Raw genomic sequence first — 21,024 nt, 5'->3', positions numbered from 1 at the left:
CCGCGTCGCGCGCCGGCTGAGCCTGCCGCCCGAGCGCTAGCCCGCTTCGCGCGCCGGCCCGGCCTGACGGGCGTGGCATTGCGCCACCGCCGGCGCGGCCAGATCGGCGAGCCGGCGCAGCGTCTCGACCTCGTCGGCCTGCCACGCAGACCTCGGGCTGAGGTAGTTGAACGTGCCGATGCAGCGACCCCGCTCGCCGATCGGTACATTGACCACTGCCCTCAGCCCGAGCGCGCGGATCGTTGCGATATCGTCGAACACCTCGGCCAGCGCCGCGTCGCCTTCGCCGACGAAGACTTCGGTGCGCTCCAGCAGCTGCCGCGTCCACGGCGTATCGCCCTTGCGCTTGCTGCCGCCGACCGGATAGGCGGCGGGATCGCTGGACCATTGGCGCACCACTTCCCGGGTGTCCGGGCGCCACAGATTGATCGTCAGCAGGCCGGGGCCGAGCAGCGCCAGCGTGGCGTCCCCGACCGCGTCGAAGAGCGCGGCGCCGTGTTCGGCCTGGCCTGGCGCGGCCCGATGCAGGGCCTCATGCTCGACTTCAAGCGCGGACTCCAGCGCAGCCGCCTGCTTCGCGGTCAATCGTTGCCGCAGCGCAGCCAGGGCCGCCAGCGCGGCGTCCTGCGGATTGGATGCTTCGCTCACGCTCACTCCGCGCTGATCTTCAGGTCGCGGATCAGCTTGCCGTAGCGGTCGGCATCGCGGCGCAGCACCTGGCCGAACTGCTGCGGCGTCGACGTGGTCGTCTCCACGCCGATCGCGTCCATCTTTGCCTTGACCTCGGGCAGCTGCATCACCTTGTTGATCTCGGCATTCAGGCGCGTCACCAGCGCCGGCGGCATGCCGGCCGGGCCGAAGGCGCCATACCAGACCGCCAGCTCGTAGCCCGGCACGGTCTCGGCGACGGTCGGCACATTGGGCAGCAGCGGCGAGCGCCTGGCCTCGGTGACGGCCAGCAGCTTCAGCTTGTTGGCCTTGACGTGCGGCAGCGTCTGCGTGCCGGCCGAGAACAGCAGCTGGGTCTGGCCCGCGACCGTGTCGACCACGGCAGGCGCCCCGCCCTTGTACGGCACGTGCAGCATCTCCACGCCGGCCATCTTCTCGAACAACACCGCGCTCAGATGGTTGGTCGAACCTGGACCGGCGCTGGCGTAGGCCAGCTTGCCGGGATTGGCGCGCGCGTAGGCGATCAGTTCCTTGACGTTGTTGGCCGGCACCGACGGGTGGACCACCATCGTGTTGGTGACGTAGGCCAGCAGGCCCAGCGGCGTGAAATCCTCGACGCCGCGGAACGGCATGTTCGGCATCAGCGCCGGGTTCATCGCATGCGTGCTCATCGAGCCGATCAGCAGCGTATAGCCGTCCGGCTTGGCGCGCGCGACCATGGCCGAGCCGATATTGCCCGATGCGCCTGGCTTGTTGTCGACGATGACCGGCTGCCCCAGCGAGCGCGTCAGGCGTTCGGACAGCACCCGCGCCAGGATATCGGTCGAACCGCCCGGCGCCCACGGCACCACCAGCGTGATCGGCTTGGTCGGATAGTCCTGCGCCGCCGCGGCGCCTGCGGCGCAGCACAGCGCCAGCGCGGCCACCCCGCGCAGCCAGCTTCGAATCGTCGTCTTCATGGTCGTTTTCCCCCGTTTGTCATGCCGGACGCACCGCGCGGCCGGTCTGTCGTTCTATCGTTCTGCTGGTCTGCTGGCCTGGCGCTCTGCCGTTCCATCGTGCCGTGACATATCGGCGCCTGCACGGGCCATGCCGCGGCATCCCCGCTCTCAGCGTCCCACCGCATAGCCCTGCATGCCGCGCGGATTCGCACCGGCGCGCAGCACCAGCCGGCCCTTGCCGTCGCGCTCGCGAGAACACGCCGACATCCGTCCCTCCGACCACGGCTCGCCGATGCGCAGCTCGTGGCCGGCATCGCGCAGCGCGTCCAGCGCCGCCTGCGGAAAGCGCGACTCGATGCTGAGCCGGTTCAACACCGTCTGGCGCGGCCAGAACGAGCCGGGGAAGTGGTCGATGTGCCAGGCCGGCGCGTCGATCGCCTGTTGCAGATTCATGCCGTGCACCGCGTGGCGCATGAAGAAGGCCAGCGACCATTGGTCCTGCTGGTCGCCGCCCGGCGTGCCGAACACCATATAGGGCTCCCCGTCGCGCAAGGCCAGCGACGGCGACAGCGTGGTGCAGGGCCGCTTGCCCGGCGCCAGCGAATTGGGCAGGCCCGGCTCGAGCCAGGTCATCTGCAGGCGCGTATTGAGCGCGAAGCCCAGCGCCGGAATGGTGGGGCTCGACGACAGCCAGCCGCCGGACGGCGTCGCCGCGACCATATTGCCGTCGCGATCAATCACGTCGAGATGACAGGTGTCGCCGACGAAGATCTCCTTCTCGGCCCATTGCTGCACCGGCGGCAGCGCGGCGAAGGTCGGTTCGCCGACGCCGAAGCGCGTATCGGCGCTGGCCAGCGTGCGCTCGGCCGCGTCGAGATCGGGCAGGCGGGGTGCGCGGCCGTCGACGGTGCCGGCCCGCATCTCGCGCGATGCCTGCGCGCCGATCAGCTGCGCGCGCGATCGCAGGTAGTCGGCATCGAGCAGGCCCTGCGCCGGCACGTCGGCAAAGCGCGGATCGCCGTACCACGCGAGGCGGTCGGCCATCGCCAGCTTGGCCGCCTCGGCGATCCGATGGACGAAGCCCGGCGACGTCGGTTCGTGCGCCTCCAATCCGGCGTGCCGCAGCATGCCGAGCTGCTGCAGGAAGGCGGGGCCCTGGCTCCAGACGCCGCACTTGGCGACCGTATAGCGGCCGAAATCCAGCGTCAGCGGCGCTTCGACCTCGGGCTGCCAGCACGCCATGTCCTCGTAGCGCAGCAGGCCGCGATGGCGCTCGCCGGTGGTGTCTCGCACCTGCTGCGTGCGGCAATAGGTATCGATCTCGCGCGCGACGAAGCCGCGGTACCAGCAGTCGAGCGCGGCATCGATCTGCTTCTCGCGGGTGGCGCCGGCCGCGTGCGCCTCTTCGACGATGCGCTGGTAGGTGCGCGCCAGCGCGGGCGTGGCATGCAGCGAGCCCGGTGACGGCACGCGGCCATCGACCAGCCACACGTCGGCCGAATCGCGCCATTCGCGCTGGAACAGTTCGCGCACCGCCAGGATCGCCTGCGAAATACGCGGCACCAGCGGAAAGCCGTCGCGCGCATAGGCGATCGCGGGCGCCAGCACTTCGGCCAGAGACCACGTGCCGTAGTCGCGCAGCATGGTCAGCCACGCGCCGAATGCGCCGGGCACGGTGGCGGGCAGCAGGCCGATGCCGGGCATCAGTTCCAGTCCCATCGCGCGCATCGCGGCCGGGTCGGCCAGCGCGGGGGCCGGACCCTGGCCGCAGATCGAGCGCACGGCGCGCTCGCGTTCGCTCCATAGCAGGATCGGCGCTTCGCCGCCGGGGCCGTTCAGGTGCGGCTCGACCACCTGCAGCACGAAGCCGCCGGCCACCGCCGCATCGAAGGCATTGCCGCCGCGCTCGAGCACGCCCATCGCGGTCTGCGAGGCGAGCCAGTGGGTCGACGAGACGACGCCGAAGGTACCGACGATTTCCGGGCGGGTGGTGAACATGCTGGTTTCCGAAGGCGATCTGGGTGGGTGGGATGGGGCAAGCGATGGGGCAAGTATAGGAAGATCGAATAACCAGAACGCACGATTGCTTTATTCTTCCATTCCGGATTGGTTATACGACTGGCGCGTGACCGGCTGCATGACCGGCTGCGTGACCGGTTTCTCGACCGGCTGCGCGACTGATCGCGCGACTCCCGGAAACCCGCCCTTCGCCATCCTTCCCCCCTCCTTCGTCCCTTTGCCATGCCTGCCTTCGCCGACCGCCTGCAGCACAACCTGATATCCCGCCTGCGCCTGAAGCAGCTGTCGTTGCTGCTGGCATTGGAGCGGCATCGCTCGCTGTCGCGCGCGGCCGCCGAGCTGAACCTGAGCCAGCCGGCGGTGACCAAGGCGCTGCGCGAGATCGAGGAGATCTTCCTGACGCCGCTGTTTCATCGGTCACGCGCGGGCCTGGAAGCCACCGAGACCGGTGCCGCCGTGCTCGCGTATGCGCGGCTCGCGCTGGCGGACGCGCGGGCGCTCGGCGACGAACTGGCGGTACTCGATGCGGGACTCGGCGGGCGGCTGCGCATCGGCGTGATTCCGTTCATCGCGCCGGCGGTGCTGGACGCGGCTTGCTCGCATGCCCTGAGCCAGCAGCCGCGCATCGCGGTGCTGGTGCGCGAGGGGACCACCGACGAACTGGTCAGCGCCCTGCGCGCGCACGAGGTCGATTGCGTGATCGCGCGCTCGTTCTATGCCGCGGGGGAAGACATCGTGCAGGTGCCGCTGTATCGCGAGGAGCCGACGCTGGTGGTGCCGACGCGCGCCGCGGCGCGGCTCTCGCGCGGCGCGCTCGACTGGGCGCGGCTGGCCACGCTGGACTGGATCATGCCGCCGCCGCAGACGCCGACCCGCCGCACCATCAATACGATGTTCGCGACCGCGGGCGTGGCGCCGCCGCTGCCGCTGGTGGAAACCTATTCGATCAAGACCATCGCCACGCTGCTGCGCACGCAGCCGCGCGCGATCACGATCGTGCCGCGCGCGGTTGCGGTCGAACTGGCCAATGGCGGGGGCGCGGCCCTGCTGCCCCATGCCTTGCGCTGGGACCTGCCGCCCGTGGAGGCGATGTGGCTGCGCCGCGCCCAGCACAGCGGGCCGCTGATGGCGCTGGTGACGGCGCTGCAGGCGGCGAGCGGTTGAAGCGGTCGCCAACGGTCATCGCCCACGCATCCTTGCCGTCTGTCAGGGCCTGTCGTCCCCGCGAAAGCGGAAGCCCGGCCGCTTTCCGGGACGCTGGAATTCCCGCCCTCGCGGGAACGACGTGCTGACGACTACGACTGCTGCGCCGCCTCCGGCTGCATGTAGAACACCTCCCACAGATGGCCGTCGAGGTCTTCATAGCCGTGCTGGTACATGAAGCCGTAGTCCTTCGGCTCGTTCGGCGTGCGCGCGCCCGCCGCGACGGCCTTCGACACCATGTCGTCGACCGCGGCGCGGCTGTCCATCGACAGCGCCAGAATGACTTCGGTGCTGCTGCCGGTATCGCAGATCGCCTTGCCGGTGAAGGTCTTGAAGAAGTCCTCGACCAGCAGCATCACGTAGATCTGGTCCGACACGATCATGCAGGTGGCATTGCGGTCGGTGAATTTGGGATCGAAGCGATAGCCGAGCCGCGTAAAAAAATCGACCGAGCGGTCGAGGTCCTTGACGGGCAGGTTGACGAAAATCTGGGTCGCCATCGAGGTGTCTCCTGGTTTTGAAATGGTTCTGAAAATGGTGTTCGAAATGGCGCAGACGGTAATGGCACGGGTTCCGGAACCGGATTCCGGATCCGGAAAACTGGCGGATTCAATCGTCCGCGCCTACGACGTACTGACCCACGGATCATAACTGCCGATCGTCCACAGATGGCCTTCGAGATCGAAGCAGCTGAAATCGCGGCCGCCATAATCCTGGTCCTTCAACTCGAGCACGATCTGCGCGCCCGCCGCCTTGGCGCGCGCGAATACCGCGTCGGGATCGGGCACGACCAGATAAATGCTCTGGGTCTGTCCGCCGCCGACTTCGTCCGGCTGGCGCATCAGCTTGCCATACGGCGAATCGAGCACCGAGCCCAGCATCACCATGCCCTTGCCGTAATTGAGTTGCGCATGCGCGATGGTGCCGTCGTCGTTCTCGACCACCAGATGCCGCGTGAAACCGAAGGTATCGCACAGCCATGCAATTGCGGACGGCGCATCGCGATAACGCAGGCACGGAATGGCGGTACTGCCGGTGCTGCCGGCGGCGCCGGAATGGGTATCGGTCATCTCAATCGCTCCTTGCGCGGCGGCATCGCCGCATCATCGGTTCGAAAATCGTCGGTTCGAAAATCGTCGGTGCCGAAATCGTCGGTGCCGAAATCGTCGGTGCCGAAATCGTCGGTGCGAAATCGTCGGTGCCGAAATCGTCGGTGCGAAATCACCGCTTCGACGTCACCGATTTGAAACCGGATCGCCCCGCGCCGCGAACGGCGGGCGCCGCGCGGCAATCCCCTAGGCAGCATAGACGATCGCATCGCGCGCAAAAGCGCTACACGATGCGACGAGAACGTTTCTTCGTACACGTGTGACCGGTTATACTCCGCGCTCCATAAACCACATTTCGGGTATATAGAACAATGGCCGTTGCCAACAAGAAAAGCGCGCCGCGCGCAGTGAAGTCCGCCAAGCCGGCGGCACCGACCAAGAAGGCCAGCGTGCTGGCACGCGAAGCGCAAGCCGCGAAGAAGCGCCTGCTGAAGCTGCGCGCCGACACGAAGAAGGCGATCGACGCCGCCAAGCGCGAAGTCGCGCAGGCTGTCGCCGCCGCCAAGCTGGCACTGCAGGCCGAGAAGCAGGCCGCGAAGGACAAGCTGGCCGCGCAGAAGGAAAAGGCGAAGGCAGCGAAGGCCGCCAAGTCGGCGAAGAAGCCGGCCGGCGCCAAGACCGCCGCGCCGAAGAAGGCCGCCGCACCGAAGGCTGCTGCACCGAAGGCCGCCAAGCCCGCCGCCAAGGTCGTCAAGGCACCGAAGAAGGCCGCACCGAAGGCCGCTGCAAAGACGAAGCCGGCTGCCGGCGTCGTCGCCAAGGCTGCCTGAGCGCCGCCGCCCCTGCTGCCATGCCCTCGCTCGAGGGCTGCATCACGGCACCGCGGCGATCGTCCGATCGCGCGGTGCCGACCCTCCCGCCGAGGGGCTACCGATTTGGGGGTAGCCAAGGCCGGCCCGATGTGCCGATAATCTGCTTTCTTCCGGCATCACTTTCTTGCGTTAAATCACTTTGCGTAAATCGCTTGCGCTCATCGCAGTGAGCCTTGGCGGCGCTTTTGCCGCACGCTCGCACGATGTCCCCGTGCAAACGACACCGAATGGGAATGGCAATGAAGGAAGCCCTGCAACGTTGTCCGCTGTGCACAACCATCACGGAAGCATCGGCGCGCCCGCGCTCCTATGGGCAATGGATGCGCTATCAATGCCGCAACGACGATTGCGGCCCGAGTGAAATCAGCACCAAGGCGCGCTCGCATCTGCGCCGCGGCGAACGCCAGGCGGAACTGCGCAGCGTGGCCAAGTCGTGTCGCCATAACGGCGCGCGGCTGCGCATCGGGTACGACGGGCCGACCGGCGAGTTCCAGCTCGAAGTGGTGGAGTAAGCGGAAGCGAGAACGCGCGAAACGCAGCGCTTACGATTGCGTCACGGTTGCTTCACCGTTTCCCAAGGGTTGGCTCGAGGTTCGCTTAGGGTTCCTTCAAGGTGGCTCAGGGTTCCACCGACGGCTCGCGCTTCATGCAACGCAGCACGAAGGTCGAGCGGCTGTGCCGCAGTCCGGGCAACTTGTACAGCTTGTGGCGCAGGAACTCCTCGTAGCCTTCGGTGCCCGCTACTGCCACCTTGATCAGATAGTCATACTCGCCGGTCAGCAGGTACGCCTCCATAACCTCGGGCAGCTGCGCCAACGCGCGGCCGAAGCGATCGAGCATGTCGTCGTCGTGCCGCTCCAGCGTGACCTCGATCAGCACGGTGTCGGGCAGGCCAAGCGCCTTCTGGTTCAGCAAGGCGGTATAGCCCTGGATTACCCCGGCCTCTTCCAGCGCGCGCACGCGGTTCCAGCATGGCGTGGGGGACAGGCCGACCTGCTCGGCCAGCTTCAGATTGGACAGCCGGCCGTCCCGGCGCAGCGCGCGCAGGATGCGGCGGTCGGTTTCGTCGAGCTTCGGGGACAGCCTGGTGGCGGACCGGGGAGCGGGACTCGTCGTGGCAGCCGCCGTAGGAGTGGTCGCGGGGTTCGTCGGATCGGTCATCGGAATCGGTCAAATCGGTCGGAAAAGAAGATTTCTCTACATCATCGACAGATACTAGCCGATTCATTCTGATCTGAGTCAGCACAGCAGAATATTAAGAAGCACATTCTGCGGACCGGCTGGTAAATTCACTACATCTTCACTGCCACCGGTTGCCGTCATGTCCGCCCAAGTCTCGACCCCCGCCCTGCAACTCGCCCTGCTGCTCGACCAGCACGATCTGATCGGCGCCATCGAGTGGACGCTGGCGACGGCGCGCCGCACCGGCCTGGGGCTGGCCGCGATGACGCTGGTACCGAGCGCCCTGCCCGGCGCCGATCAATGGCTGCGTTTGTCGGTGACGGCGGAGGAGCCGGCGCTGTTCTCGCTGTTGGTCAAGCGCCTGGAAAACGGCGTCGATGTGCGCGAAGTCGCGGTCGTCGAGGAATCCCTGGGACAGCCGGAGCCGACGGCCGCCCGGCGCCGCGATACCGCGACCGCGGCCTCGCCGGCCGCCGCGCCGGTCCACTGACCGGCCTTCAGCCCCCGCCTTCAGGTCCCGCCTCAAGTCCGCCGCCTGAAGTCCGCCGCCTTGAGTTCGCCGCCTTGAGTTCGCCGCCTTGAGTTCGGCGCCTTGAGTTGGCCGCCTTCAGGTCCCCGCCTTCAGTCCGCTGCCTTCCGGACCGAGCGATCAGGCCGGCTCGGCCAGCAAGCCGTGGCCGAGCCGCTGCGACAGATCGGCCGCGGCCGCCTTGATGGCCGCCGCGACCGGCCCGTCGAGCCGGCCGTCAAAGGTGGCCGCATTACCCAGCGCCGTGATCGCCAGCACGATCCGGCCGTCCCGATCGAAGACGGGCGTGCTGACCGAATCGACGCCTGCCAGCAGATCGCCATGGACGCTGCCGATCGTGCTGGCCCGCACCTGCTCGCGCAGCTGCGCCACCTCGGCGGCGTCGCGCGGAAAGCGCGGCGGCTGCAGCGCCGCGCGCGCCTGCAGCTCGGTCTCGAGCAGCGGCGCCGTCACGGCCGGATCGAGGAAGGCGGTGAACACGCGACCGGTTGCCGACGACAGCAACGGCATCACCGAACCCGGCCGCACATTGACCGTGACCGGCCGCAGCGAATCGCGCCACTGCACCACGGTGGGCCCGTGGTTGCCCCACACCGCCGCCAGCACCGTTTCGCCGGTCGACGCACACAGATCGTCGAGCACCGGCGTCACCAGCCGCAGCGGATCGAGCTGTGCGAGACAGGCCAGTCCCATCCGCAGCGCATTGCGCCCCAGGCTGTAGCGGCCCGCGTCGTCCTGCTCGACATAGCCGCACTTGACGAAGCTGGCCAGGTAGCGGTGCGCCTTGGCCGGATGCATGCCGGCGGCCAGCGCGACGGCTTTCAGCGGCATCGGATGGAGCGAGCCCAGCAGCGCGTCCAGCACCGACAGCCCGGTCTCCAGCGCCTGTACGCCGGCACCACCGCGCTCGCCGTTGCCTTCCCCGGCCTCCGATTCGGTTCGCTGATTGGCCATATCCGTGGCTCCCGCCTGTGCGCCTGCTGCGTTTGAAATTACGTATGGCGTAATGCTAGCACGCACAACGTAATTTTCCCTTGACAGCCGTCCGGCCGCCAATTACTTTTGGCATAACCGCATTACGCCTGACGTAATTCCATCGACGCCATCGGGCGTACGCGGCCACAAGAGGACGGACCACCGTCCCATCACGATTCGGCGGCGCGCCGCCCATCCCCGCAGAGGAGACAAACAATGAGAAAGATCTCGTCGATGCTGGCGCTCGCCGGCACGATGCTGACCGCCCTGGCGCTGGCGCCGCAAGCCGCCGCCCAGAGCTTCCCCAGCAAGCCGATCCGCTGGATCGTGCCCTATGCCGCCGGCGGCGGCTCGGACTTCCTGGCCCGCACCATCGGCCAGCAGCTGTCCGCCAATATCGGCCAGCCGGTCGTGGTCGAGAACAAACCCGGCGCCAACACCGCGATCGCCGCCGCGGAAACCGCGCGCTCGCCGCACGACGGCTATACCGTGATGTCGGCCGACAACGGCACGCTGGTCTTCAACCCCGCGCTGTACAAGACGCTGAGCTACAACCCGACGCGCGACCTCGCACCGGTCTCGCTGCTGGGCAAGTTCCCGATGATCCTGGTGGTCGGCGCCAACGCCGAGTTCAAGGACGCGCGCGACTTCCTCGCCAAGGTCAAGGCCGCGCCCGGCAAGGTCAGCTACGCCTCGGCCGGTGCCGGCAGCCCGCACCATCTGGCGATGGAGCTGCTGAAGGAACGCGCCGGCCTGCGCATGGTGCATATCGGCTATCGCGGCGCGGCGCCGGCGCTGCTCGACGTGGTCGGCGGCCAGGTGCCCGCGATGATGACCGACCTGGCCGCGGGCGCCGCCTTCCTCAAGGCCGGCAAGCTGCGCCCGCTTGCGGTGGCCAATGCCACGCGTCTGCCGCAGTTGCCCAATGTGCCGACCTTCGCCGAGATCGGCCTGCAGGGCGTCGAGGCCGCCGCGCTGGTCGGCATGGTCGCGCCGGCCGGCACGCCGCCCGACGTGATCGCCAGGCTGCAGACCAGCGTGGCCGCGGCGATCAGGCAGCCCGAGGTCAACCGCAAGCTGGTCGACTTCGGCGTCGAGCCCGTCGGCAGCACGCCCGAGCAGTTCGCCGCGCTGCTGCGCAGCGAGACCGCGCTGTGGCACAAGCTGATCCGCGACCTGAATATCACGCTCGAATGAGCCCGGCGGGCGGGGCGGGTTTGCGGACCCGCCCGCCGCGCCAACCCGTTGCAGAGGATCGATCATGAGCGAACGCACAGAACCGGCTCGCGCGCAGGGATGCCCGTTTCACAGCCAAACGCATGGCCAAACGCATGCCCAGGCGCATGCTCCGGCCCCTGCCGACAGCGGCGCCGCTGCCCAGCCGTTGTTGAGCCCGACCGGCTGTCCCGTCAGCGCGCGCGCCGCGGACTTCGACCCGTTCGAGGACGGCTACCAGCAGGATCCGCCCGACTACGTGCGCTGGGCGCGCGAGCAGGAGCCGGTGTTCTACAGCCCCAGGCTCGGCTATTGGGTCGTCACCCGCTACGACGACATCAAGGCGATCTTTCGCGACAACCTGACCTTCAGCCCATCGATCGCCCTGGAGAAGATCACGCCGACCGGCGACGAGGCCAACGCGGTGCTGGCTTCCTATGGCTACGCGATGAACCGCACGCTGGTCAACGAGGACGAGCCCGCGCACATGCCGCGCCGCCGCGTGCTGATGGAGCCGTTCACGCCCGAACAGCTGCAGCATCACGAGCCGATGGTGCGCCGGCTGACGCGCGAATACGTCGACCGCTTCATCGACGACGGCAAGGCCGACCTGGTCGACCAGATCCTGTGGGAGGTGCCGCTGACCGTGGCGCTGCATTTCCTCGGCGTGCCCGAGGAGGACATGGACCTGCTGCGCAAGTATTCGATCGCCCATACGGTCAACACCTGGGGTCGCCCAAAACCGGAGGAGCAGGTCGAGGTCGCGCACGCGGTCGGCAACTTCTGGCAGCTCGCCGGGCGCATCCTCGACAAGATGCGGCAGGATCCGTCGGGCCCGGGCTGGATGCAGTACGGCATCCGCAAGCAGAAGGAATATCCCGACGTCGTCACCGACTCCTATCTGCATTCGATGATGATGGCCGGCATCGTCGCCGCGCATGAGACCACCGCCAACGCCAGCGCCAATGCGATCAAGCTGCTGCTGCAGCATCCCGACGCCTGGCGCCAGCTGTGCGAGGACCCGAGCCTGATCCCGAACGCAGTCGAGGAATGCCTGCGGCATAACGGCTCGGTCGCGGCATGGCGGCGGCTGGCCACGCGCGACGTGCAGATCGGCGGCGTCGACATCCCGGCCGGCGCGAAGCTGCTGATCGTGACCTCGTCGGCCAACCACGACGAGCGCCACTTCGCCGACGCCGACCTGTTCGATATCCGCCGCGCCAATGCCAGCGACCAGCTGACCTTCGGCTACGGCGCGCACCAGTGCATGGGCAAGAATCTGGCGCGGATGGAGATGCAGATCTTCCTCGAGGAATTCACGCGCCGGCTGCCGCATATGAAGCTGTCGGAGCAGAAGTTCACCTACGTGCCGAACACCTCGTTCCGCGGCCCCGAGCACCTGTGGGTCGAGTGGGACCCGAGCCAGAACCCCGAACGGCGCAACCCCGCGCTGCTGCAGGCGCGCACGCCGGTGCGGATCGGCGAGCCGTCCAGCCATGCGATCAACCGCACCGTGGTGGTCGAACGCGTGACGCGCGTGGCCGACGACATCGTGCGGCTGCGGCTGGTATCGCCCGATGGCAAGCCGCTGCCGCGCTGGTCGCCCGGTTCGCATATCGATGTCGAATGCGGCAATACCGGGGTGTCGCGCCAGTATTCGCTGTGCGGCGATCCCGCCGACACGCAGGCCTTCGAGATCGCGGTGCTGCGCGAGACCGAGAGCCGCGGCGGCTCGGCGTGGATCCATCGCGAACTGAAGGCCGGCGACCGGCTGCGCATCCGCGGACCGCGCAATCATTTCCGGCTCGACGAAAGCGCGCGCCGGCTGATCCTGATCGCCGGCGGCATCGGCATCACGCCGATCAGCGCGATGGCGCGGCGCGCGAGGGAACTCGGCATCGACTACCAGCTGCACTACTGCGGCCGCGGCCGCGCCTCGATGGCGCTGCTCGACGAGCTGGCGGCGCTGCATGGCGAGCGGCTGCACGTCTACGCCAGGGACGAAGGCGCGCGCGCCGACCTGGGCGCGCTGCTCGGCCAGCCCGATGCCGCGACGCAGATCTACGCCTGCGGCCCGGCGCGCATGCTCGACGCGCTGGCCGCCTGTTGCGCGAGCTGGCCCGAAGACGCGCTGCGTGTCGAGCATTTCACCTCGACGCTGGGCGCGCTCGATCCGAGCAAGGAGCAGGCCTTCGAGGCAGAGCTGAAGGACTCGGGCATCGTCGTCACGGTGCGGGCCGACCAGACCCTGCTCGCCGCGCTGCGTGCCGCCAACATCGACGTGCAGAGCGATTGCGAGGAAGGGCTGTGCGGCTCCTGCGAAGTGCGCGTGCTGGCGGGCGAGATCGACCACCGCGACGTGGTGCTGACGCGCGCCGAGCGGGAAGCGAACGGCAAGATGATGAGCTGCTGTTCGCGGGCAAAGTGCGGGCAGCGGATCGTGCTCGAACTTTGAAGGACCGGGGCGGGGCGGCGGCGTTCAGCAGCCGGTTCAACCACCGGGTCTGCCGCCGGTTCAACCACCGGGTCAGCCGCCGGTGCCGCGGCCGGTTCAGCCACCGCGCCAGCCGTCCGTTCGGCTGCGCGTTCAGCCGCCCTCTGCGCCTCGCTTGACGCCTGCCTTGACGCCTCCCTCGACGCCTTCCCTGGCGCCTTCCCTGGCGCCCTCCTTGCCGCCCCGGCCCTGCGCCGCTTCATCGGGCAACAGCTCGATGCCGTCGAGGTCCCGCGCGCAGGTCTCGCGCACGATCGCGACGAAATCCCGCGCGAACGGCCGCTCGGCCAGCGCGGCCGGCATTGCCGCATACAGCTCGCTCCACAGCCCGCCCGCGCCAATGCGCTTGGCCAGCACGTAGTCGTGGTCGACGTAGTTCTTGACGCCCCAGTTCGGCAGCGCCGCGACGCCGCGCCGGCTGGCGACCAGCTGCAGGATCGCCACCGTCAGCTCGGCCGTGCGGCGCTGCAGCCGGATGCCGGCCGGCTCCAGCACCTCGCGGATCAGGTCGATGCGCGGCTCCGGCACCGGATAGGTGATCAGCGTCTCGCCCTCCAGATCGGCCGCCTCGATCCGTCGCCGGTTTCGCAGCCGATGCTCGTTGGCGATCACCGCCAGGATCTCGAAGCGGAACAGCGGCACCACGGCCAGGCCCCGGCGCGTCGGCGGCAGCGAGCCGATCACCATGTCGGCCCGCCCCTCGGCCAGCAGCGCCAATGGATCTGCGTGAAAGCCCGCCACCAGGTCGACCTCGACCTCGGGCCAGCGCGTGCGGAATTCGTCCATCACCGGCATCAGCCAGTCGAAGCAGGTGTGGCACTCCAGCACGATGCGCAACTCCCCGCGCGTATCGCCCTTTAGCCGCTCCAGGTCGCGCTCGGCCGCGCTGATCGACGCCAGCACCTCGCGCGACAACGCCAGCAGCCGCTCTCCGGCCGGGGTAAAGCGCAGGCCGCCGCGGGTGCGGTCGAACAGCGACAGGCCGTAATGCGATTCGATCGCCTTGATCTGATGCGACAGCGCGGACTGGCTGACATGGACGCGCTCGGCCGCCGTGGCGAGCTTGCCGGATTCGGCGATGGCGACCAGCGAACGGAAATGGCGGACCTCGATCATGGTGTCGTTCCTGGTTTCGTGCCGGGTTTCGTGCCGGGTTTCGTCCGTACCCGACTGTGGGCGGTCAAGGAAAGGCTCGGGACGCCGGCCCGCCCGCGCCCCGCACGCCAGCCGCCGATATGAAACCAATTCATATTTTGTTTAAAACATATCACTTGATTCATTCTACCCGCCGCCGGACACTGAGCGCCACTTTGTTTTGGAGCGAGAGATGGCACGCACGCATATTCCGGGGTTCCCGCGCATCGGCGCGAAACGCGAACTGAAATTCGCCCAGGAGGCGTTCTGGCGCGGCGAGTCCAGCGAGGCCGCGCTGCGCGAGTGCGCCGCCGGCCTGCGCAAGACGCACTGGCGCCAGCAGGCCGACGCCGGCCTCGACCTGGTCGCCGCGGGCGACTTCGCCTACTACGACCAGATGCTGGGCATGAGCGCCCTGCTCGGTGCGCTGCCGGCACGCTTCGGCTTCGACCCGCGCACGCTGACGCTGGCGCAGTACTTCGAGTTGGCCCGCGGCAATGCGGCGCAGCCGGCGATGGAAATGACCAAGTGGTTCGATACCAACTACCACTACCTGGTGCCGGAACTGGGCCCGGACACGCGCTTCGATGGCGGCGTCGACTGGGTGTTCGACGAGATCGACGAGGCGCTGGCGCTGGGCCATCGCGTCAAGCCGGTGCTGGTGGGACCGGTCACCTGGCTGTGGCTGTCCAAGACCCACGTCGCCGGCTTCGATCGCCTGACGCTGCTGCCGAAGCTGGCCGCCGCCTACCGCGACATCCTGCAGCGGCTGCGGGCGCGCGGCATCGAATGGGTCCAGCTCGACGAGCCCGCGCTGTGCCTGGAGCTCGACGACGCCTGGCTGGACGCGTATGACACGGCCTATGCCGCGCTGGCCGACTGCGGCGTCAAGCTGCTGCTGGCGACCTACTTCGATTCGGCGGCCGAGCACGCCGCCCGCGCCGCAGCATTGCCGGTGCACGGCTTCCATCTCGATCTGGTGCGCGCGCCGCAGCAGTGGCAGGCCTGGCGCGAGGTGCTGCCGGCCAATGCGGTGCTGTCGGCCGGCGTGATCGACGGCCGCAATATCTGGCGTGCCGACCTGCGCGCGATTCTGGCGCAGCTGGCGCCGCTGCACGCCGAACTGGGCGACCGCCTGTGGCTGGCGCCGTCCTGCTCGCTGCTGCATGTGCCGGTGTCGCTCGCACCGGAGACGCGCCTCGACCCCGAAATCCGCGGCTGGCTGGCGTTCGCCACCGAGAAGCTGGACGAACTGAAGGTGCTGGCGACCGCGTTGAACGACGGCGAGGCCGCGGTGGCCGACGCACTGGCCGCCTCGGATTCCGCCCAGGCCGGCCGCCGGGCGTCCCGCCGCGTGGTCAACGCCCAGGTCCGCCAGCGCGTTGCCGCGGTGACGCCGGAGATGGCCGATCGCCGCAGCCCCTTCGCGCAGCGCATCGCCGATCAGCGCGCCGCGCTGCAGCTGCCGCCGCTGCCGACGACCACCATCGGCTCGTTCCCGCAGACCGCCGAGATCCGCCAGACCCGCGCGGCCTTCAAGCGCGGCGAACTGGGCGCGCTGGCCTACCTGCAACGGATCCGCGCCGAGATCGAGGACGCCGTGCGCCGCCAGGAGGCGCTGGGGCTGGACGTGCTGGTGCATGGCGAGGCCGAGCGCAACGACATGGTCGAGTACTTCGGCGAGCAGCTGTGCGGCTATGCCTTTACCGAATTCGGCTGGGTGCAAAGCTACGGCTCGCGCTGCGTCAAGCCGCCGCTGATCTATGGCGACGTCTACCGTCCCGAGCCGATCACCGTCGATACCGCCCGCTATGCGCAGTCGCTGACCGACCGGCCGATGAAGGGCATGCTGACCGGCCCGATCACGATGCTGCAATGGTCGTTCGTGCGCGACGACCAGCCGCGCGCCGACACCGCGCTGCAGCTGGCACTGGCGATCCGCGACGAAGTGGCCGATCTCGAACAGGCCGGTATCCGCGTGATCCAGATCGACGAGCCCGCGTTGCGCGAGGGCCTGCCGCTGCGGCGCGCAGACTGGGACGGCTACCTGCAGTGGGCGGTGCGCGCCTTCCGCATTGCCGCCGCGGTGGTCCGCGACGATACGCAGATCCACACCCATATGTGCTACGCCGAGTTCAACGACATCCTGCCGGCGATCGCCGCGCTCGATGCCGACGTGATCACGATCGAGACCTCGCGCTCGGCGATGGAGCTGCTCGACGGCTTTGCCGCGTTCGACTATCCGAACGAGATCGGCCCCGGCGTCTACGACATCCATTCGCCCCGCGTGCCCAGCGTCGAGGCGATCGGCCAGCTGCTGGTGCGCGCTTGCCAGGTGATTCCGCCCGAGCGGCTGTGGGTCAATCCCGATTGCGGGCTGAAGACGCGCGGCTGGGCGGAGACCGAGGCGGCGCTGCGGAACATGGTGGCCGCGGCCCGGCAGTTGCGCGAGAGGCTGGCGGCGGAAGGCGCGGCGGGCTTGCGGCGGCAGCCGGTGGCGCTGGAGCGTGCTGCCCATGCGGGCGGGCAGTGCGATTGCGCGGCGCATTGAACGGCGCATTGAACGGCGCATTGAACGGCGGATTGATCGCGCTTTGATCGCGCTTTGATCGGCGGGGTGTGCGCGATCGAGGCGCGGCATCAGAGGCCGGCTGCCAGGCTGGCAATGACAAAGGGGGCGGCTCCAGGCCGCCCCCATTTTTTGCACCGTCAGCGCTCGGTTGGCGCTCGGTTGGCGCTCGGTTGGCGCTCGGTTGGCGCTCGATTAGCGCTCGGTTGGCGCTCGATCTGCGCTCAGTCCGCGCCGACCTTCCGTACCGGCGGCGCGCTCCAGTTGCCGTCCAGCGCCGTCGGCTGCGGCCAATACAGCCGCAGCATCAGGTTGAACGGACCGTCGGGAGCCGGCAGCCAGTTGGCGGCCTGTGCCCGCGGCGGCCGCGCATGCTGGACCACGATCTCGACCGAGCCGTCGCGGTTGCGCCGCAGGCGGTCGCGGCTGCCAATGGCATAGCGGTTCAACGGGTTGGCCACGACGTCCTGCGCCTGGTCGTACAGCGACAGCGACCAGAATGCCTTGGCCGGCGGCAGCGCGCCCTTGTCGAAGCGGATCACGTAGCGATTGGCGCCGTGCAGCGGCTGGCCGGTGGCGTCGGCGTTCGCGCGGAACACCATGGTGTCTTCGCCGAGGCTGGACCCCAGCGCCAGCCAGGCCGTGGCGGCGCGGCGGTCGTAGTCGGTGCCATAGCGGCCGGCGTCCTTGCGCGACAGCCAGGCGCCCGACGCCGCCCCTTCGCCGCCGCGCGCCAGCGCAACGATGCGGGCCAGCGCCCGCGTCGCGCCGTCCTGCAGCGCGCGCGCCGTTTCCGGCTCGAGCACCGTGGTCGAATACGGGGCGCCGGGCTCGATTCCCAATGCCCGGACCTTCCGCATCATGCCCTCGTCCGCCGTGGTCGGCGGGTTGGCGGGCAGCAGCGCGGCAAAGCGGTTGAAGAACGCCTGCGCGTCCATCGCCGCGACCTGCTCGACCGGGGGCGTCTCCAGGTCGACCGCCGCCGGCGGGATCGTCGGCACCGCCGGCAAGGCGCGGCGGCCGTTCGGCCAGGCGGCCAGCGGCGTCAGACGGTAGCCGTTCTGCAGCCGGTGCGCGGCCGGCAGATCCTGCCTGCCGTCAACCTGAATATGGAGCGCCGCCCAGGCCATCGCGGTTGGGGAGCGGATCTCGCGCACGCCGGCCGGCAACGCACCGGTCCAGTCCGGCCCGACGATCGCGTAGTTGCCGCGCTGGGTCCCGGTGGTCCGCTTGCCCAGCGCCGAGAAGACGTTGGACCAGCCGTCGAGCAACTGCATCGTGTAATAGCGGCCCTGGGTGTCCGGCACGCTCAGCACCACCGGCCCGCGCGACAGATCGAGCCAGGCGATCGAGGTCAGGGTGTCCGCGTCGGGGCTTGCCATGTCCGAGGCGCCGGGACGCGGCGCGCCGCGCTGGTGGACAAAGGTATTGACCGCCGTCCGCCCCGCCGCGCCGGCCGAGGCCCGCGCCGCCATCACCTCGCGCGTGACATCGGTCAGCACGAGCGGATAGGCGTAGGTATAGACTTCGACGGCCAGCGCGCGGGCGTCGTCCCGCGTCGGTTGTACTGCCGCCCGTAGCGGCGACTCGTCGGGCGGCACCGCCGCGCACCCGGCCAACAGCGCGGCGACTCCCGCCGCGCCCGCCACTAGGCGTATCCACTGCATCATTTCCCGTTCCTTCTTGTGCGGCTGTCCCCGGGGCGAATGCCGATCCGGGGTGCCTTCTTTTCCGACCAGAATGATGGATAGCCTGGGCCAGGATTGTCAATCGACAGTGTGGCGCCGGGACGCCGCCGCCGGTCGATCTTCGCACCGTGCACCGACGTTCGCCGCCAGCGGCGGGCCAACGGGCCAACGGGCCAACGGGGCAACGTTCAACGGCCAGCGGTCAGCGGTCAGCGGTCAGCGGTCAGCGGTCAGCGGTGATGCAGATGAGGGTGGTAGCGCGGTTCCGTCCCGGCCGGCTTGGCCGGGGCCTTGGCACCGGGCTGACCGGTGCCCGGCGACGCAGGCTTTGCGCCGGCAGGACCGGCGAGACCAGCGGGACCGGCGGGACCACCGAGGCCGGCCGGCCGGCCGGCCAACGGACCGGCGGGAAGCTCGTGGCCGGCCCTGGTTCCGGCCTGGTCGTCCTGGCCGCCCTCCGCACCCACACCGGCCACGCGCGCCGACCAGTCCTTCTGCATCAGGATGAAGTTGCCCAGCAGCGTCTCCAGCACCGTGCGGTCGATCTTGGCGAGCGGCATGGTCTGATGCAGGATCAGCGTGCCGGACTGCGGCTCCAGCCCCAGCGCGGCACCGTGGTCGCGCAGCGGCTCGACGCCGGTGGCCAGCATCTCCCTGACCATTTCGCGATCGAGCCGCTCCGGCAATTCTTCGGCGATCAATCCGACCAGCACCAGATTATGGTTGTCGTCATCGCGACGGAAGGTGATCGGGTACTCCTCGTCGACGCGGATATGGCACAGGCCATCCTCGTCGAACGCCATTTCGGGAATCCCGATCGATTCGCCGAACTCCGCCAGCAGGCGGTCAAAGCCATCCAGTCTGTTCATGTCGCGCTCCAGTCGCGTTCGTTCACACCTCGATCCATGGCATCGACCGGCTTCGATGCCGCGCGTCGATGCTGCCGGTCGCCGGCCCTCATTTCCATCTCATCGTTCCATCATTTATTGCTCATTGTCGCTACCTAGACTGGCGCCATCCTGAACCGAGGGCCATCGAGCCAACACCTGGCATCGGACGCAACTCGGATTCCGGCATAGTCTTCGGAGCAACACATGACTATCCAAACGTTGAACGGCCTTGCCGTACTGCCGCGCCTGGTGCAATCCGCACGCCGCCCCATCACCGGTCACCTGTCCGCCACCCGCGTCGTGCTGGTCGACGATCACGCCGTGATGCGAGAGGGCCTGAAATCGCTGCTGACCAAGGCCGACCCGACCGTCGACATCGTCGGCGAAGCGTCGGACGGACACGGTGCCGTCCACGCCTGCCTGCAGTTCCATCCCGATCTGATCCTGATGGACCTGCAATTGCGCTCCCTCGACGGGGTCGACGCCATTGCGACCATTCGCCGCAGATGGCCCAGCATTCGCGTGGTGGTACTGGCCGGCCTGCATTCCGAGAACCGCGCGGCCGCCGCGCTGCGCGCCGGCGCGCACGCCTACGTCCTCAAACGCAGCAACCTGGAAAAACTGATGGCGGCGCTGCACGCCGTCCGCCAGGACATGGCCTATCTCGATCCCGACATCGACCTCGAACAGGTGGACGCGATGCGCCGCACCGAGGGGGACGACGGCGGCCATGTGGCCGCCGCCGGACTGACGCCGCGCGAGCGGCAGATACTGAAGCTGGTCGCCGAAGGACATACCAACCGGCGTGTGGCCGAGCGCCTGTCGATCAGCCTGAAGACCGTCGAGACGCATCGGATGAACCTGATGCGCAAGCTCGACGCCCACAATGTCGCGGACCTGTCCAAATGGGCGCGACGGCTTGGCCTGATCGACGTTTGATCGGGCGTCCACGGTCCGGGCCATGCCGACCGGACCCGTCCTTGCCGTAGCGGCCCGCGGCGTCATGGCTGTACCGGCCGCCCTTGCCGTGGGCCGCCCCGCATCCGATACCGAACCTGCACCATGCCCGCGATGTCATGCGGCTCGCATTGCGCGCCCAGCTGGCGATAGACCGACAACAAACGCCGGCCAAGCTGCTGCTCATCGACATCGCTCGCGTGGCCCTCCGTCAACGGCACCAGCCCTTCGACGACCTCGACCTCCGGTACCGATCGCTCGATCGCATGGATCAGCGATACCAGTGTGCGCATCGCCCCGCGGAAGTCGCCTGGGGCGCTCGTGGGATCCGACGAACCCGACGAACCCGACGATCCAGACGATCCAGACGATCCAGACGATCCCGAGGAATCCGATACGCCGGACTCGTCGTACGCCGCGATATCGCAGATCAACAGGGTGCCCTGCTCGAAGCGGTAGATCAGCTCGAGCCGGGCAAACCGCACGCGGCGCCCCAGTTCGAATGCCGACTCGCCGAGATAGGCAATGTCGGGCTGCAGGCCGCGAGACAGCAGAAATCCGGTGACCGGATCCGCCGGCACGGCGATCGCGGCCTGCGGCGCTTCGCTGTCGGAGTGCTTCGGCGCAGCCACGATCGA

Annotated in this window: 20 protein-coding genes; 8 read left to right on the top strand and 12 right to left on the bottom strand. The window is 68.6% G+C overall.

Annotation, left to right across the window (positions count from 1 at the left end):
* Positions 1-36 precede the first annotated feature (36 nt).
* From F1599_RS16340 to F1599_RS16330, 3 genes are all read right to left on the bottom strand, one after another.
* Positions 37-528, bottom strand: coding sequence for a GAF domain-containing protein (locus F1599_RS16340; protein WP_223819721.1), 492 nt, complete (start codon positions 526-528; stop codon positions 37-39).
* Positions 529-650: 122 nt separating this feature from the next.
* Positions 651-1,628, bottom strand: a complete 978-nt coding sequence (locus tag F1599_RS16335) for a Bug family tripartite tricarboxylate transporter substrate binding protein (protein WP_149316149.1) — start codon at positions 1,626-1,628, stop codon at positions 651-653.
* A 150-nt stretch (positions 1,629-1,778) separates the two neighbouring features.
* A complete protein-coding gene (locus F1599_RS16330) occupies positions 1,779-3,608 on the bottom strand; it encodes a gamma-glutamyltransferase family protein (protein WP_150083771.1) in 1,830 nt (609 codons plus the stop codon).
* 243 nt (positions 3,609-3,851) lie between these two features.
* Between F1599_RS16330 and F1599_RS16325 the strand changes: the two genes are divergently transcribed.
* Positions 3,852-4,793, top strand: a complete 942-nt coding sequence (locus tag F1599_RS16325) for a LysR family transcriptional regulator (RefSeq protein ID WP_150083770.1) — start codon at positions 3,852-3,854, stop codon at positions 4,791-4,793.
* A 131-nt stretch (positions 4,794-4,924) separates the two neighbouring features.
* Here F1599_RS16325 and F1599_RS16320 read toward each other — a convergent pair whose 3' ends face one another.
* The 3 genes from F1599_RS16320 to F1599_RS16310 form a co-directional block, all read right to left on the bottom strand.
* The gene (locus F1599_RS16320) at positions 4,925-5,332 is read right to left on the bottom strand and encodes a VOC family protein (protein ID WP_149316152.1); all 408 of its coding nucleotides are present in this window, start codon (positions 5,330-5,332) and stop codon (positions 4,925-4,927) included.
* Positions 5,333-5,455: 123 nt separating this feature from the next.
* Entirely contained in the window at positions 5,456-5,902 is a 447-nt protein-coding gene (locus F1599_RS16315) for a VOC family protein (RefSeq protein ID WP_149316153.1), read from the bottom strand.
* Positions 5,899-6,198, bottom strand: coding sequence for a hypothetical protein (locus F1599_RS16310; protein ID WP_150083769.1), 300 nt, complete (start codon positions 6,196-6,198; stop codon positions 5,899-5,901). Before F1599_RS16310 ends, F1599_RS16315 begins: the two co-directional genes overlap by 4 nt.
* A gap of 54 nt (positions 6,199-6,252) precedes the next feature.
* Here F1599_RS16310 and F1599_RS16305 point away from each other — a divergent pair, with 54 nt between their 5' ends.
* A complete protein-coding gene (locus F1599_RS16305; protein WP_149316155.1) occupies positions 6,253-6,711 on the top strand; it encodes a fumarate hydratase in 459 nt (152 codons plus the stop codon).
* 281 nt (positions 6,712-6,992) lie between these two features.
* Positions 6,993-7,265, top strand: a complete 273-nt coding sequence (locus F1599_RS16300) for a hypothetical protein (RefSeq protein ID WP_149316156.1) — start codon at positions 6,993-6,995, stop codon at positions 7,263-7,265.
* 106 nt (positions 7,266-7,371) lie between these two features.
* On the opposite strand, the gene F1599_RS16295 is transcribed toward F1599_RS16300, so the two are convergent.
* Entirely contained in the window at positions 7,372-7,914 is a 543-nt protein-coding gene (locus tag F1599_RS16295; RefSeq protein WP_223819687.1) for an Lrp/AsnC family transcriptional regulator, read from the bottom strand.
* Between the two features lie 160 nt (positions 7,915-8,074).
* Between F1599_RS16295 and F1599_RS16290 the strand changes: the two genes are divergently transcribed.
* Positions 8,075-8,425: a hypothetical protein gene (locus F1599_RS16290; protein ID WP_150083768.1), complete on the top strand. Its 351-nt coding sequence runs from the start codon at positions 8,075-8,077 to the stop codon at positions 8,423-8,425.
* Positions 8,426-8,584: 159 nt separating this feature from the next.
* Here F1599_RS16290 and F1599_RS16285 read toward each other — a convergent pair whose 3' ends face one another.
* Positions 8,585-9,418, bottom strand: coding sequence for an IclR family transcriptional regulator (locus F1599_RS16285; RefSeq protein ID WP_150083767.1), 834 nt, complete (start codon positions 9,416-9,418; stop codon positions 8,585-8,587).
* Between the two features lie 237 nt (positions 9,419-9,655).
* Between F1599_RS16285 and F1599_RS16280 the strand changes: the two genes are divergently transcribed.
* Positions 9,656-10,636, top strand: coding sequence for a Bug family tripartite tricarboxylate transporter substrate binding protein (locus F1599_RS16280; protein ID WP_149316159.1), 981 nt, complete (start codon positions 9,656-9,658; stop codon positions 10,634-10,636).
* A gap of 64 nt (positions 10,637-10,700) precedes the next feature.
* Positions 10,701-13,109 (top strand): cytochrome P450/oxidoreductase, encoded by a 2,409-nt coding sequence (locus F1599_RS16275; RefSeq protein ID WP_150083766.1) that lies wholly within the window; start codon positions 10,701-10,703, stop codon positions 13,107-13,109.
* Positions 13,110-13,241: 132 nt separating this feature from the next.
* Here F1599_RS16275 and F1599_RS16265 read toward each other — a convergent pair whose 3' ends face one another.
* Entirely contained in the window at positions 13,242-14,264 is a 1,023-nt protein-coding gene (locus tag F1599_RS16265) for a LysR family transcriptional regulator (RefSeq protein ID WP_223819686.1), read from the bottom strand.
* 211 nt (positions 14,265-14,475) lie between these two features.
* Here F1599_RS16265 and metE point away from each other — a divergent pair, with 211 nt between their 5' ends.
* Complete coding sequence (gene metE, locus F1599_RS16260) at positions 14,476-16,833, top strand: 5-methyltetrahydropteroyltriglutamate--homocysteine S-methyltransferase (protein ID WP_150083765.1); 2,358 nt, start codon at positions 14,476-14,478, stop codon at positions 16,831-16,833.
* A gap of 242 nt (positions 16,834-17,075) precedes the next feature.
* Here metE and F1599_RS16255 read toward each other — a convergent pair whose 3' ends face one another.
* Positions 17,076-18,521, bottom strand: coding sequence for a DUF1254 domain-containing protein (locus F1599_RS16255; protein WP_150083764.1), 1,446 nt, complete (start codon positions 18,519-18,521; stop codon positions 17,076-17,078).
* Positions 18,522-18,769: 248 nt separating this feature from the next.
* Entirely contained in the window at positions 18,770-19,408 is a 639-nt protein-coding gene (locus F1599_RS16250) for a type III secretion system chaperone (RefSeq protein ID WP_150083763.1), read from the bottom strand.
* A 225-nt stretch (positions 19,409-19,633) separates the two neighbouring features.
* On the opposite strand from F1599_RS16250, the gene F1599_RS16245 reads away from it, so the two are divergent.
* Positions 19,634-20,368 carry a response regulator gene (locus F1599_RS16245; RefSeq protein ID WP_223819685.1) on the top strand — a complete coding sequence of 245 codons (735 nt, stop codon included), beginning with the start codon at positions 19,634-19,636 and terminating at the stop codon, positions 20,366-20,368.
* Positions 20,369-20,430: 62 nt separating this feature from the next.
* On the opposite strand, the gene F1599_RS16240 is transcribed toward F1599_RS16245, so the two are convergent.
* A complete protein-coding gene (locus F1599_RS16240; protein WP_150083762.1) occupies positions 20,431-21,018 on the bottom strand; it encodes a hypothetical protein in 588 nt (195 codons plus the stop codon).
* Between the last annotated feature and the right edge of the window lie 6 nt (positions 21,019-21,024).

This window comes from Cupriavidus cauae (assembly GCF_008632125.1).
Lineage (GTDB): Bacteria > Pseudomonadota > Gammaproteobacteria > Burkholderiales > Burkholderiaceae > Cupriavidus > Cupriavidus cauae.
The sequence above is the reverse complement of the archived record's forward strand: the minus strand, read 5'-3'. Positions and strand labels throughout refer to the sequence as shown.